This window comes from Allobaculum stercoricanis DSM 13633 (genome assembly GCF_000384195.1).
Lineage (GTDB): Bacteria > Bacillota_I > Bacilli_A > Erysipelotrichales > Erysipelotrichaceae > Allobaculum > Allobaculum stercoricanis.
Window position 1 is genome coordinate 72,126 of record NZ_KB913034.1, and the last position, 14,519, is coordinate 86,644.

A 14,519-nucleotide genomic window follows, 5' to 3' on the forward strand; every position below is an offset into this window, starting at 1 on the left:
AGGAGAAAAAAATGAAATCCATTCCAATTACTTCAATCGAAGGATTCCAAATTGGACAAGCACAAGATTTAGAAGGCGGAACCGGTGTTACGGTCATCATCAATAAAGATGGTGCCACAGGTGCAGTTGATGTTCGTGGGGGCGGACCGGCAACACGAGAAACGGATTTGTTAGATCCCAAAAACATGGTCCAAAAGATCCACTCTGTGGTTCTTTCTGGCGGAAGTGCTTTTGGCTTAGAAAGTTCAAGTGGCGTTGTTCGCTATTTAAAAGAAAAGGGCGTTGGCTTTGGTATGAAAGATATTATTGTGCCAATTGTTTGCCAAGCCTCTTTATTCGATTTGAGTGTCGGATCAAGCGATGCTTACCCTGATCGAGAAATGGGATATCTCGCTGCCCAAAACAGTGAACAAAACGTTTTTGAGTCAGGTTGTAAAGGCGCCGGAACGGGAGCAAGTGTTGGAAAACTGATGGGATTTGAACACTCCATGAAAACCGGAATCGGAAGTGCTGCATTCCAAATCGGCCCATTAAAAGTAGGGGCAATTGCAGCGGTGAACGCTTGTGGAGACATTTATGAACCCGATTCTAAAATTCGCGTTGCCGGAATTTATGATCGCGAAACGAAAACAGAAATCGATACAGAACAAGCTGTTTTACAAATGGCAACACAAGCGATGGAAGGAATGAACACCACGATTTGTTGCGTGATAACCAATGCTGATTTAGATCAAGCGATGCTAACCAAACTAGCTGGAATGTCACAAAACGCGTTAGCGAGAACAATTCGTCCAGTCCATACACCAAATGATGGCGATACAGTTTTTGCGATGACATCGAATCAAGTGCCAGCAGATTTAACACTTGTTTCCGTCATGGCAATTCAAGCTTTAAGTGAAGCAATTGTAGATGCTGCCAAATCAGCAACACCGATGTTTGGACTAGAAAGCTGGTCTTCTTTGCATCAAGCATAATTTGATTTTCTTTGCAAAACAAAAAGATACGAGAACACAAATTTCTCGTATCTTTTTGTTTTAGATAGCAGAGCTTGTTTGTTTAGGTGGGAAAGCTTTACGTTGGCGAAATAAGAATAATATGCCACGAACATTAAGTTCGAAAACCATGGCCATCCATACCCCATAAAGACCATAAGGAATGGAAAGCAGCCAAGATAAAGTAATACGCACACCCCAAATGGAGATGAAGTTTAAACAAGCAGGCCAAAGCGTATCGCCTTTACCGCGTAAAATACCAATGATCGCAATCGATGCCCCATATAATGGCTCGGCAAATGCTTCCATTTTCAACAGGTTGGAACCAATCGCAATAACTTCAGGATCTAAAGAAAGCATCGCGATTAATTGGCGGGAGAAAATAAACATAAACGCGCCACAGACAGACATCATTAAAACAGTCAGACGTGTGATGCGCCACGCAATTTGGCGGGATAGTTCAATTCGATTGGCGCCAATACATTGGCCAATTAAAGCAGAGGCAGCTGAGGCAAACCCAAAGGCTGGCATATAACATAAGCTTTCGGCAGTGATCGCAAAACTATGTGCAGCAATAGACAATGTTCCTAAAGAGCTGACAATGCGTGTCATCGCAATGTAGGCAGTTCCCGTAATAAATTGTTCGATGCTGATCGGACCACCGATGCGAAATGCGCTACGCACGGAGTGGGAGTGAAAACGCCAAGGGGCTTTTTGTTTTAAAAATTCGTTTTTGATGAAAATCCATCCCGTCAAAAATAGCGAAACACAAATGACGGATGAAGATGTTCCAAGTGCAGCCCCCATTACGCCTAAATTGAGTTTGAAGATGAATAGTGCGTTAAAACTTACATCCAACAAACACATCATGACTTGGGCAATGCCGGGAACTTTCGTATCGCCCGTTGACTGTAACATATTCATTGCTAAAGTATTCAGCATGTAAAATGGAATCGTCAAAGAATAAACGAGCAAATAGAGTCCGGAATCTTTTAAAACAACCGGTTCGCCCCCAAGCAAAACTGGGATTTGAAAGCTGAGGGAAGCCATCAATATTGCAAGTGGTATGCTACAAATGCCAACGGCAAGGAGTCCTTGGCGACAAAGGGATGCGGCTTTTCGATAATCACGAGCGCCAATCGCTTGTGAAGTTTGAACGGAAAAGCCAAAAGTTACACCATTGGATACCCCATTAACTAACCAGGTTGTGGAGGTGACTAAGCCAATTGCGGCTGAAGCATTTGTCCCTAAACGGCCAACCATCCCCATATCGATTAACTGCATAATCGTGGTGGAGATTTGCGCCATAATGGCTGGCCAAGAAAGAGACCAGATTAAAGAGCGTTGCTCTTTTGTGTTGAGCGATTGATGATCGCGGATTTTTCGTAGAAGTTGTGCAGATGTCATGGAGTCATTTTATCAAATATTTGTCATAAACAAATGAGTGGAAAGATTTTTTCAAGGAATCAAATATTATCCAAACGATAACGATCTCGCATAACAATGACCAAATGATGGAATATAATAAGAACACCAATTAGAAAAGAAGGGAGATGAGTGTGATGACTGTTCAACAGTTCCCCTTTAATCGTGATCGAAGCAATGATAAAAAACCAAAACGTGACGGGAGTGATTTAGAACAATCTTCAACTTTCAATCTTCATGAACAAGGATCCTTTTATTGCGTGAATCAACAAGATCAAGGATTTTTAAAAACGTATGGATTAATGGATCCGAGCTTGTTTAATCATTATTTTTACGGATGTCAAAACCACTTTTTAGTCTCATCAAGAAGAGGTTTTTATTATTGGCCATGCGCCAATGAAGGCATTACGGGCGTCTGTGCAAAAAAGGATCCATCTTTTATCAAGGGGAGTAAAAATCCTTGTTTAACGTGTAAAAACCGCAAAGGGACAAACTTAACCCCTGTCCATTTGCAGCGCCATTTTCAAACGACGGCTTGGCCAGACCAAGGATTAGTTAAAATCACGCCCCTTCAACCCGATGGATCTGTTCACTTTTTATTGTGGCAAATCGGATATCCACATTGGGGAAAAAGTGATGCGCCAGATAAAATCGATCAAATTACCAAAATGATCAATGATCCTCATCAAGGATTTTTTATGGACTTGCCGCTTTTAAAGAATGTTGAAGCGTTATGCAAAACAATTCGCAAAGCGGGTTGGAATTATTTAAAAGCATCGGGCGCATATCCAGGATCGATGCAAATATGGTTATTCTTTGAACAACCGCTTCAACTAACCAAAGCAGTCGATTTGGGGAAAACGTTAATTTTAAAGGCAATTTTAGAAGAAGGACTATGCGATTTATCGTTTTTCGATAAGATGGTCCCTTCACGTTTCCCTAAAGACAAAGATTCAACGGGCCCGGCAATCGAACTGCCTTTGCAAGGGTGTGCCCTTGTAATGGGCAGAACGTATTTTTTAGATGATCAAAACAAAAACGTTCCTTTTGAACAATCACAACAATTTCTCAAAGCGATCGCAAAAGCAAAACTAGAGAGCGTCGAAAGATTTTTGCATGCGCATAAAAAACAATTGTTTTCTTGGTTAGATCCACAATCCAAAATGAATGTAGAAAGAAAACAACATCAAATCTTACAGCTTTTTGAAGATCCAGAAGACACGACCCATTTTCAAGCGAGTGATGTTCAAGGAACACTGAACATAACACTCAAAAACGGAATCTGGATTCAAAAAGACAATTTAAAACCGCGCTTAATTGGTCAATTGTTATTGTTAGGCAGTTATTGGAATCCAGATGAAGTGAGAAGTAAAGGCCGCTTTTTTAGTGGCCCACGCGTGATTCAGCATGCACAAATTGAAAAAGGGATGATTCATTTACCAAGAGGGATGGATGAAGAGTTGATTCGTCGTTTTGAAGAAGCGATGATTCCTTATCAAATCGAAGATCAAACGACAATTGGCCAAGCGCTTGATGTTCGTTTTTTAGGCCAGTTGCGTCCTGAACAAGAAGTGATGGTCAAATCGTTACTTGCACATACTCATGGCATTCTTGTGGCCGCAACGGGTTCTGGTAAAACGATGATGGCAACGGCATTAATTAGCCAAGCGAAAGTTTCGACACTCGTGATTGTCAATAATTTAAGAATTTTGGAAGGATGGGTAGAAACACTAAATACCCATCTACAATTCAACAATCCGGAATTTGAAAAAAATCTAAAAAAGAAAGGTCAATTCCAAGGGAAAATTGGAGTTTTGCAAGCCAATAACCAAACGTTATCTAAGCGAGTAGATATCGCTATGGCGCCTACATTATTTGCGAAGAAAAATGTCGAAGAAATTCTCGAGCCATATGGAATGATCATTTTTGACGAATGCCATCATGCGGCCTCGGCGCGCAATATTGAATTGCTCGATCAAATTGCCGCCAAACGAGTTTATGGTTTGACGGCTACACCGCAGCGCCCGGATGGATTGTCGCCTACGTTGTTTTGGGAATTAGGATCGATATTAAGTGAGTATTCGTCCAAAGAACAAATGAAGAAACAAACGTTCCACCGCTACTTCGTCACGCGCGATACCAATTTCATGGCGATCGATCAAAATCAAAGTGATTTTATGCGAATCTCACAAGAAGCTTCGTATGATCCTTTACGGAACTTAAAAATCGTGGCGGATGTTTTAGATGCTTTAGAACAAGGCCGAACGGTTTTAGTATTAACTCGCTATGTTCAACATGCCCGTTATTTAGCGAAGTTTGTGCAAAAAGCTGATCCACATGTAGATCTTTTATTAAATGTGGGAACAGAAGATAAAGAGAAGATTCACGAGCGACTAGAAGCGTTAAAACAAAAAGAGCGAGTTGTTTTGATTGGAACGTATAAAGGAATGGGAGAAGGATTTGACTTTCCGCGTCTAGATACGCTCATGTGCACGATGCCGGTTGACTCGTCGATTGTCATTTCGCAAGCGATTGGGCGAATCCATCGCCAAGTCGAACAGAAAAAAGATGTGTATGTCTATGATTATGTAGATCGCAATGTCAGTATGTTTCAAAGAATGTTCGCTTCTCGACAAAAGGAATATTTTGATCAAGGTTATCAAATGAACGTCATGAAAGAGAATGAACAGATCAAAGAGAAACTTCCTTATAGAGTCAAAACGTATTCGGTACAACCCCAAGTTGATGCATATGGGCGGATTGTAGATTATCGTCAACAATTGGCAATGGATATCATGCAAGCAAAGCGCCAAATCTCTGTTGTGATCAATCAAGTGGATTTTGAAACACGAGAAGAATTATTGTCTTATTTCGCACCAGCCTTAGCAAGACATGTTCGTGTGGATCTATTCCTTGAAGAATGTGCAAAAAGTACGGCACGTAAATTAGAACAGGCGGGAATGGTCATTCATGTTCATTCTCGAATTATTGGTCGTTTTATCGTGATTGATAAACATTTAAGTTGGTATGGGCCTCTTGGCATTCATCTCCATGATACGCAAGCGTTATGGCAAAGAGTAGATGATCAACTTGTCGCCAATAGTTTAATGGAAGCAAGAAGACAAGAAGAACGAGCAATCATGACCATGCAAATAAACTACAAACAAGAATAGCTCAATAAAAAAATGAATAAAACAGGCGATGTGTTTAAAATGTCGTCTGTTTTTATTTGCGATCATTAAACAGACAAAGCAAACAAGAGAGTCTTTCACTTTTTAAGATTAGGGAAACTGATATAATGAACTTTGACAGGAGAAGATGAGATATGATTATTGATTTAGATGATATTATTGATGCCATTCAAGGTGGGAGTAATCAAGTTGAATATTACTTAAACATCCATAATGGTGAAATCATTATGCGTGATGATTCGTTACCTACACGCGAACTGATGGAAATCGATGATGAAATCGACAAATATTACGATTCCCTTATTTTGATTCCAACGGCTTATGATGCAAATCAAGTGGGAATGATGCGTCGTTTTACAAATGACTTACCTGAAGGACAAGCGAAAGATGCATTGAATACTGCATTAAGCGGAGGAAAAGGTTTATATCGTCGTTTCAAAAACGTTTTACAAAACTATAACCTCGATAATCAGTGGTATGAATACGAAGATGACCAATACGTTGAATTCGCAAGAAAATGGTGCGAAGAAAACGAGGTGCAATTTGAAGAAGTTCCAAAAATTGTATATCGTCATGCCACACGCCGTGACATTGATTTATTAGTGAAGCTCAAAAAGAAAGAGTTGAACATTGAAGATGAATCTTTAGATTTCGAACTCAACCGTTATTTTTCGGCACAAGTTCGGAATGGCGCTCTCTATCAAATCATTGCTTGGTGGAAAAATAAAGTTGCGGCAACTGGAGCCATTGCTTGGGTATTTACGCCACCTACACCTGAACTTCCTGATGGACGGACGGGATATTTATGTAATTTCTGGATTGATGAAGAATTGAAAAACCAAGAGTATGAAAAAGAAATTCTTAAACGTCTAGAAGAAGAGGCACGTCGTCGTAAATTACCAGAAATCCGTTCTTACAACTTGCCTGCAGAACTTGTTGAAGGACAAGGATTTGTCAAAGAAGAAAACGTATATAAAACACAACTGAAAATTAAATAATCGTCATTCTTTGACCATAATTAAATGCAAAATAAAAACCGAACGCATCAGCATTATGCTTTAGATCGTTCGGTTTTTTTGTGGGATGTTATTTTTCAACCAATAAAAAAGCCTACCGTGAAGGTAGGCTTAACGAGTGAATTATTGATTAGGTGAGAGGATTAACCAACTAATTCAGCATCTTCGAAGTGCCAGTAACCATAAGCGGAGTGCCAGATACCATCAACAACATCTTTGTTTTCAAGCCAGAAGTCATTGTAGTAAGCAACTGGGATACATCCTGCATCTTCGATTAAGATTTCTTCAGCTTTGTGGAGAGCTGCAGAACGTTCTTTTGGATCAAGCGTTGTACTAGCAAGATCTAATTGTGCATCGTATTCAGGATTGTTGTATTTACCATCGTTATTTCCGTTTGTGGAATATAACAGAGTTAAGATGTTAGATGGATCAGTGTAGTCACCTACCCAACCGTTACGAGCGATTTCGAAGTCACCGTTACGACGCATTGGTGTGAAGGAAGCCCATTCAACGATTTCAACATCGAGGTTTACACCGATTTCTTTCCAAGCTTGTTGTAAGTATTCAGCAACTGATTTGTGGTAACCAGAATCGTTAGTGGAGTATGTCAGAACAGGTAAGCCTTCACCATTTGGATATCCAGCAGCTTCAAGTGCAGCTTTAGCGGCTTCGATATCAGCTGTTGGTTTGAAGAAGTTTTCTCCACCGTTGGAGTTTTTGTAGAATTCAGTTCCGTCTGTATCCATCCATCCTGGACCAACGAAGTTGCCAGCTGGAGAATAAGTACCTTGCATTAATGTGTTTGCGAGGTATTCACGGTCGATTGCAAGACTAAGTGCTCTACGAACGTCTGGGTTAGTGTAAGGTTCTTTTTCAGTATTTAAAGAAATGTAGTAAGTACCGATCATTGGTGCTACGAAGAAATCATCGCGTCCTTCTAAAGAAGCGATTTCTTCAGTTGGAACGTCTTTAATAAATGCGATTTCGCCAGCGTTATAAGCGTTGTAAGCAGCGTTTGCATCTTCGATTAAGTTGAACTTAATACCGTCGATTTTAATATTTTCAGCATTCCAGTAGTTAGGGTTCTTTTCCATTAAGATGTAGGAGTTAGGTACCCATTCTGTTACGTGGAATGGACCATTGGAAACGTAAGTTTCAGCAGCTGTAGCCCAAGCATCGCCATTTTTTTCAACAGTTGCTTTTTGAACTGGGGAAAGAGTTGCGAAAGCAGCTAAGGATTCAAAGTATGGGCAAGCATTGCTTAAGTGAACGATGAAAGTTTTTTCATCTGGAGCTTCAACATTTAATTTCGTAATGTCGCCGGCGATTGCTTCATCGTAACCTTCAACCATGGAAAGTACTGTTTCAGCATAAGGAGCAGCTACGTTTGGATCACATACACGTTGCCAGCTATAAACGAAGTCTTCAGATGTTAATGGTGTACCATCGGACCATTTTAAGCCATCTCTAAGTTTGAATGTATAAGTTTTTCCATCTTCGGAAACTTCCCAAGATTCAGCAGCACCTGGAGCAGCATTTCCATCTTTATCGTTAGTCAGTAAGCATTCAAAGCTTTCTAAGATCATGTTGCCGGCATCAAGTGCAGAGTTTAATGCTGGGTCCATAGTTTCTGGGTTAGGGCCGATTTGTACAGATAAGATTTTCTTATCTCCTGTTGCAGCAGCTGTAGAATCTGCTGTGCTATTAGTGGAAGTGTTGTTAGATGAGCATCCTACAGCACTTACTGTCATAGCAGCTGCCATGAGCAATGTAAGAGAACGTGTCTTCATTTTAATCTCCTTTTCTCTATTATGTTGTCCGTCTTAGTCGATTCCAGATCCAAACTGGTTCAGGGGATCCATCCAGCCAACTCACCAGATTGGCTGATTAAATGTTGGACCTGGAACAGATGTGAAATCTGAAGATATCATTGAAGGCGGCCATGTAACCCGATAGCGGAAACCATCGAGCTTCTCCTCTTTTGAGGTGATGGGTGAATTGTAACACAGTGAAACAAATTGTGAAAACAGTTTTCTTTTTATGAAAGAAAAATTTTCATTTTAATCATTTTTTGCAAGTTTTTTCTGTGCTTCTTCCAATGTTACATGGTGACATGCAACAAAATGACCAGGAACAAGTTCTTTAAATTCTGGTGCGGATTGAGCACATTTTTCAGTTGCGCGAGAGCAACGTGTGCGGAAACGGCATCCACTAGGTGGATTAACAGGGGAAGGGACATCTCCTTCCAGAACAATACGTTTGTTCGTACGAGCTTTAATTGGATCGGCTACAGGAATCGCAGAAATTAGTGATTCTGTGTAAGGGTGAAGAGGAGTATTGGTTAATTCATTCGCTGGAGCAAGTTCAACCATACGTCCTAAGTACATAACCCCGATGCGATCGGAAATGTGTTTCACAACGGATAAGTCGTGAGCAATAAATAGATAAGTTAATCCCAAATCACGCTGCAAGTCTTCAAACATGTTAATAACCTGCGCCTGAATGGAAACGTCAAGGGCACTAATTGGTTCGTCACAGACGATAAAATCAGGGTTAACGGCAAGAGCACGGGCAATTCCGACACGTTGACGTTGTCCACCGGAGAATTCGTGAGGGTAACGGTTAGCATGTTCAGAGTTCAGTCCGACTTTACGTAACAATTCAATGATCATGTCATAGCGTTCTTTATCATTTTTTGCGAGGTGGTGCGTATCAATTGCTTCACCAACGATATCGCCGACAGTCATACGAGGATCCAATGAAGCATATGGGTCCTGGAATACGATCTGCATGCGTTTGCGATAAGGCAACATGTTGGCGTATTCTTTCTTTTCGACGTCAAAAATGACATCGCCATCGAAAACAAAGCGGCCACCAGTTGGCTCATAAAGGCGAAGTAAGGAACGACCGGTTGTGGTTTTCCCACATCCGGATTCCCCAACTAAACCAAGTGTTTCTCCTTTTTTGATCGTGAAGGAGACATCATCTACAGCTTGAACATATTTTTTGTTTTTTCCGTGACCACCAGCAGGGAAATACTGCTTTAGGTGTTCGACGACGATAAAATCTTCGTTTTTTTCAGTCATGCTTCTCCTCCTCCGCTACTTTTTGCCGAAGAATCGGCTGCTAATCTTTCCATGGCTTCTTTTTGTTGGAGCCAGCAATATGTGTAGTGCGTATCATCAAATTCAGTGATCGGTGGGTTTTGTTTCAAACAAATTTTCATACATGCTTCACAACGTGGACCAAAAGGACAACCTTTAGGTGGGTTTAACATATCAACAGGCGTTCCTTCGATTGGGATCAAACGTTGATGTTCATCTGTATCTAAACGAGGGATAGAACGGATTAAACCTTTTGTGTACATGTGTTTTGGTTCATAGAACACTTGGTCGGTTGTACCGTATTCAACGATACGACCAGCATACATAACGGCAATGTGATCACACATAGAAGCAACGACACCTAGGTCGTGGGTGATCATGATGATGGACATTCCTAATTTGTCTTTTAGTTCCATCATTAACTCTAAAATCTGCGCCTGAATTGTAACGTCTAATGCAGTCGTTGGTTCATCGGCGATCAGTAATTTAGGTTCGCAAGCGAGTGCGATGGCAATCATGATTCTCTGGCGCATACCACCGGATAGTTCATGAGGATATTGTTTCAAACGTTTTTCAGGTTCGTTGATACCAACAAGCTCGAGAAGTTCTTTGGCACGAGCTTTGGCTTCTTCTTTTGTTTTATTCGTATGAAGCGTAATAACTTCTGTAATTTGGTTTCCGATTGTATAAACCGGGTTTAAGGAAGTCATTGGGTCCTGGAAGATGATAGAAATTTCATTTCCACGGATTTTACGCATTTCTTTTTCAGTCATTTGATCGACTTGGTGGCCATTAAAATATAGGGAACCAGAGATCAGTTTTCCTGGATCGGCAGTTAAACCGATCAAGGAATAAGCAGTTACGGATTTACCGGAACCGGATTCACCAACAATACCAAGGACTTCACCTTGACGAAGGTGGATATTTACATCGTTCAACGCCTTAACTTCACCAGCAGGGGTAAAGAAGGAAAGTTTTTCGTGTTCTATATTTACTAAATATTCTTCAGACATAGACTCTCCTTATTTATTTCTTCATCTTTGGATCGAATGCGTCACGTAAACCATCACCAAGCAAGTTGAAGCTTAAGATGATTAAGGAAATAACAGCAGCAGGGATGAACAGTAAGTATGGATAAGTATAAAGACCATTCAAACCAGCACTTGCGAGTGATCCAAGAGATGGAAGTGGAACAGCAACCCCAAGACCTAAGAAACTAAGGAAACTTTCTGTAAAGATTGCAGATGGGATTTGTAGTGTTGCACAAACAATTAATGTACCAATGCAGTTTGTCATTAAGTGTTTGCGGATAATTGTAGATGTTTTTACACCTAAAGCACGAGCAGCAGTTACGTAGTCAGATTGTTTGATCGTTAAGACTTGGCTTCGAACCATACGAGCCATGTTAACCCAATATAACAATGCGAATACGATAAAGATTGAAATCATGTTCGTTCCGACGGTTTGGATCCAGGTGAATCCAGGAACGGTAGCTAAAGCTTTTAGCGGTCCATCCAACGCGAATGAAAGCAGGATGATTAATAAAACATCAGGGATTGTGTAGATAATGTCGACAATACGCATCATTAATAAGTCAACCCATCCCCCAGCATAAGCAGCAATTGCGCCATAAAGAGGGCCAATACATAAGATGATGGCAGTAGCGATTAAGCCGACTAATAAAGAAATCTGTGTACCAACCATGATACGGATCGCATAGTCACGACCCATAGAGTCAGTACCAAAGAAGTGAGGGAACACACTTCCCCCAGCATCGATGATTGCTTGTTCTGCAGCTGAGAACTGCATTGGCGCTAAGTTGTTTGCCCCTTTAATTTGCATATCATAAGAATATGGATAGAACTGGGGAACAATAAACGCGAAGATCATGATGATGATGATCACAGCAAGTGAAACCATTGCTACTTTATTTTTTCTTAAGCGGCGGAATCCATCTTTCCAGAAACTGATGGAATCACGCATGATGACTTGAGATTGTTTTTCTTCTTCAGTAGCAGGTAGGAAATCTGCTGGATCCAAATCCATTTGAAAACTAATTGGGTTTTTAGCCATTTTCTTTCCTCCTGTTTTTAATCGTATTTAATACGTGGGTCGATAATCTTATAAAGGATATCGACAACTAATGTCATAAGGATAACGAGAGTTGCTAAGAAAATCGTCGTACCCATGATTAATGTGTAGTCACGTCCGTTGATCGCAGTGATGAAAGAACCACCAAGACCTGGGATAACGAAGATTTTTTCAACAACGAAGCTTCCGACGATTGTGTAGGCAAGCATTGGTCCGACATAAGTAACAACAGGTAAGATGGCGTTACGTAACGCATGTTTAAATAACTGTTTTGTTCCAGAAAGACCTTTAGCTTTTGCAGTACGCATATAGTCTTGGCCTAATACGTCTAACATACTAGAGCGCATTAAACGCATGATGTATGAAGTCGGATAGAAGGCGATTGCGGTAACCGGCAAAATGTACGATGTCCAATCAGATAACCCTAATGTGGAAACTAATTTCAGTTTTGCACCGAAGACATAGCTCAATAAAGTACAAACGACGAATCCAGGAACGGCAATTCCTAATGTTGCAAACACAGAAATGAAACGGTCCCAGAATTTTCCTTGATGTAGAGCAGCAATGCAACCAAGGGAAACTCCTAAAACTAAAGAAATTAGAACAGCCATTCCACCGATCTTAGCGGATACAGGGAATTTAGTAACAATAATTTCAAGAACTGTACGACCACGTTGTTTCAAAGAAAGACCGAAGTCTCCGTGTAATAAACCATTCATATAGGTCACGTATTGTTCCCATAGTGATTTATCTAGGCCATATTTTGCTTCCAGAGCAGCTGTAGCCTGTGGGCTTATCGCTTTTTCAGATAAGAATGGTCCACCGGGGATCATGTTCATCAAAAAGAAGGTCAAAGTAGCGACAACCCAGATAGTGACGATAGCGAGTAATATTCGTTTCAATACATATCTAGTCATTTTAATTTGTTAATCCTCTCTAATAACGGTAGACCTGTCTACGCAGGCTGACCGCGAAATTACAAGCGCAAGTATATCATGCAAAATGAAACGTTTTTCAAAGATTTACATTTTTTTACAGTTTTTCTGTGTTTTACCGCTGAAAATATACGTTTTTGATGAATAAAGATGATTTTTGGCGGAATTTCTAACATTTGTGACCTATTGTTCTCAAAATGTATACAAATTTGGGATTAGGACTTGATTTTATGTATCTATAATAGATGATAAAACAATCAAAAGATCTAAAACGTTGATCGAATCAATTTTTCTGATCGAAATGCAAGTTACATATATTTTCGAAAATGTTTGACTGGAATGAACAGAAAGCAAAAAAATTGAGTAACGAATGTGAAACGAATGAAACTGAGTGAAAGTTTTCAAAGCAATTCCTAAGGAAAATGATCACTGAAGATAGACAAAATTTAAAAGCAGCAAAAAGAAATAAAAAAGAATTATTCTTGCGTATTGAATAGTCAAAAGGAAACCAAAAATAGTTAGTTTTACCATATAAATATAAGGAAAGAAAAAGCGGGAAATTGACTTGGAGAACCAAGAGCAATACCCGCTTTGATTTTTTAAGAATTCAGATTATTCGTGGTGATGCCCATGCCCGCAGCATTCGTGATCGCCATCTTCATGGTGATGCCCATGTCCGCAGCATTCGTGATCGCCATCTTCATGGTGATGCCCATGTCCGCAGCATTCGTGATCGCCATCTTCATGGTGATGCCCATGTCCGCAGCATTCGTGATCGCCATCTTCATGGTGATGCCCATGTCCGCAGCATTCGTGATCGCCATGTTCATGATGATGCCCATGTCCGCAACATCCGCCGCGTTGGCTTAAGACAATTAATTCACCGTCTTGTAAATCGATGATGACATTTTCAACGACGTCTTTTGCATCACCTTCCATTAAAATTTTTACACCTTGAATATCTTCTGGTTGATCGCCTTCATCAAAGCGAACGAGTTGGAATGTAGGCATTACACCGCAGCAGCCTTCTTGAAGGATGACTTCAAGACCTTCAGCGCCATTTGCGGATAAAATATTATTCAGCTCAACTAAAGCTGGTTCTGTAATTTTCATATTCAGATCCTCCGTCTTCAACAGTTTAGCCTAAACAAATCGTTTTGAAAAATCTAAGACATATAAAATATGGAGAAATGAGAAAGAAAATAACCAAATGGCAGAGGGTCTTTTTCTGATTCGGATTCATGATTTTTTGCACAAGAGTTTTTAAAAATAAAGATGATGAAAACAGAATTGAAATGATTTTGCTTTAAACGTGCTATAATCCGCAACGATGAATGAGAAAAAGAAACAATTATTTATTGAAGGAATGAAAGCCTCGATTCCGATTGCTTCAGGCTACTTTGCGGTTTCGGCAGCGTATGGAATGGCGGCGATTGTTCAAGGTATGACCGTTACGCAAGCGGTGATGACTAGCTTGCTCAATTTGACAAGTGCTGGCCAATTTTTCGGGAACGACTTTGATTTGTGCGCAAGCTTCTTTAGTGGAACTTGTGTTAACCCAACTTGTGATTAATGCGCGTTATTTTTTGATGTCCATTTCTTTGGCGCAAAAAAACAGGAAACAAGATGCCACTTAAAAAACGATTGATCATGTCGTTTGGCATCACGGATGAAATTTATGCAGTAGCAATATCACAAACAGGCGCTGTGAAATTTGTTTGGTTTTTAGGTTTGATGATCCCGCCAATTATAGGTTGGACACTGG

At 40.3% G+C, this 14,519-nt stretch carries 12 protein-coding genes; 5 read left to right on the plus strand and 7 right to left on the minus strand.

Annotated features, from left to right (window positions below; genetic code table 11):
• The first annotated feature begins 11 nt into the window (after positions 1-11).
• The gene (locus ALLST_RS0100325; RefSeq protein ID WP_019891973.1) at positions 12-974 is read left to right on the plus strand and encodes a P1 family peptidase; all 963 of its coding nucleotides are present in this window, start codon (positions 12-14) and stop codon (positions 972-974) included.
• 60 nt (positions 975-1,034) lie between these two features.
• On the opposite strand, the gene ALLST_RS09585 is transcribed toward ALLST_RS0100325, so the two are convergent.
• On the minus strand, positions 1,035-2,399 hold the full coding sequence (locus tag ALLST_RS09585; protein WP_019891974.1) for an MATE family efflux transporter: 1,365 nt from the start codon (positions 2,397-2,399) through the stop codon (positions 1,035-1,037).
• A gap of 146 nt (positions 2,400-2,545) precedes the next feature.
• Between ALLST_RS09585 and ALLST_RS0100335 the strand changes: the two genes are divergently transcribed.
• A complete protein-coding gene (locus ALLST_RS0100335) occupies positions 2,546-5,590 on the plus strand; it encodes a DEAD/DEAH box helicase (protein ID WP_019891975.1) in 3,045 nt (1,014 codons plus the stop codon).
• 152 nt (positions 5,591-5,742) lie between these two features.
• Complete coding sequence (locus ALLST_RS0100340; protein ID WP_019891976.1) at positions 5,743-6,606, plus strand: UPF0158 family protein; 864 nt, start codon at positions 5,743-5,745, stop codon at positions 6,604-6,606.
• 161 nt (positions 6,607-6,767) lie between these two features.
• Here the strand turns inward: ALLST_RS0100340 and ALLST_RS0100345 are convergent, their stop codons facing one another.
• From ALLST_RS0100345 to ALLST_RS0100370, 6 genes are all read right to left on the minus strand, one after another.
• Entirely contained in the window at positions 6,768-8,414 is a 1,647-nt protein-coding gene (locus ALLST_RS0100345; protein WP_019891977.1) for a peptide ABC transporter substrate-binding protein, read from the minus strand.
• Positions 8,415-8,684: 270 nt separating this feature from the next.
• Positions 8,685-9,710 carry an ABC transporter ATP-binding protein gene (locus ALLST_RS0100350; protein WP_019891978.1) on the minus strand — a complete coding sequence of 342 codons (1,026 nt, stop codon included), beginning with the start codon at positions 9,708-9,710 and terminating at the stop codon, positions 8,685-8,687.
• The gene (locus ALLST_RS0100355; RefSeq protein ID WP_019891979.1) at positions 9,707-10,741 is read right to left on the minus strand and encodes an ABC transporter ATP-binding protein; all 1,035 of its coding nucleotides are present in this window, start codon (positions 10,739-10,741) and stop codon (positions 9,707-9,709) included. The genes ALLST_RS0100350 and ALLST_RS0100355 overlap by 4 nt, the downstream gene beginning before the upstream one ends.
• Positions 10,742-10,754: 13 nt before the next feature.
• Positions 10,755-11,801 carry an ABC transporter permease gene (locus ALLST_RS0100360; protein WP_019891980.1) on the minus strand — a complete coding sequence of 349 codons (1,047 nt, stop codon included), beginning with the start codon at positions 11,799-11,801 and terminating at the stop codon, positions 10,755-10,757.
• A 17-nt stretch (positions 11,802-11,818) separates the two neighbouring features.
• Entirely contained in the window at positions 11,819-12,736 is a 918-nt protein-coding gene (locus ALLST_RS0100365) for an ABC transporter permease (protein ID WP_019891981.1), read from the minus strand.
• A 630-nt stretch (positions 12,737-13,366) separates the two neighbouring features.
• Positions 13,367-13,867, minus strand: a complete 501-nt coding sequence (locus tag ALLST_RS0100370) for a hypothetical protein (protein WP_019891983.1) — start codon at positions 13,865-13,867, stop codon at positions 13,367-13,369.
• Between the two features lie 217 nt (positions 13,868-14,084).
• Here ALLST_RS0100370 and ALLST_RS10860 point away from each other — a divergent pair, with 217 nt between their 5' ends.
• Positions 14,085-14,327 carry an ABC transporter permease family protein gene (locus ALLST_RS10860; RefSeq protein WP_026472713.1) on the plus strand — a complete coding sequence of 81 codons (243 nt, stop codon included), beginning with the start codon at positions 14,085-14,087 and terminating at the stop codon, positions 14,325-14,327.
• A complete protein-coding gene (locus ALLST_RS11800) occupies positions 14,305-14,391 on the plus strand; it encodes a hypothetical protein (RefSeq protein WP_083921980.1) in 87 nt (28 codons plus the stop codon). The genes ALLST_RS10860 and ALLST_RS11800 overlap by 23 nt, the downstream gene beginning before the upstream one ends.
• Positions 14,392-14,519: the final 128 nt, after the last annotated feature.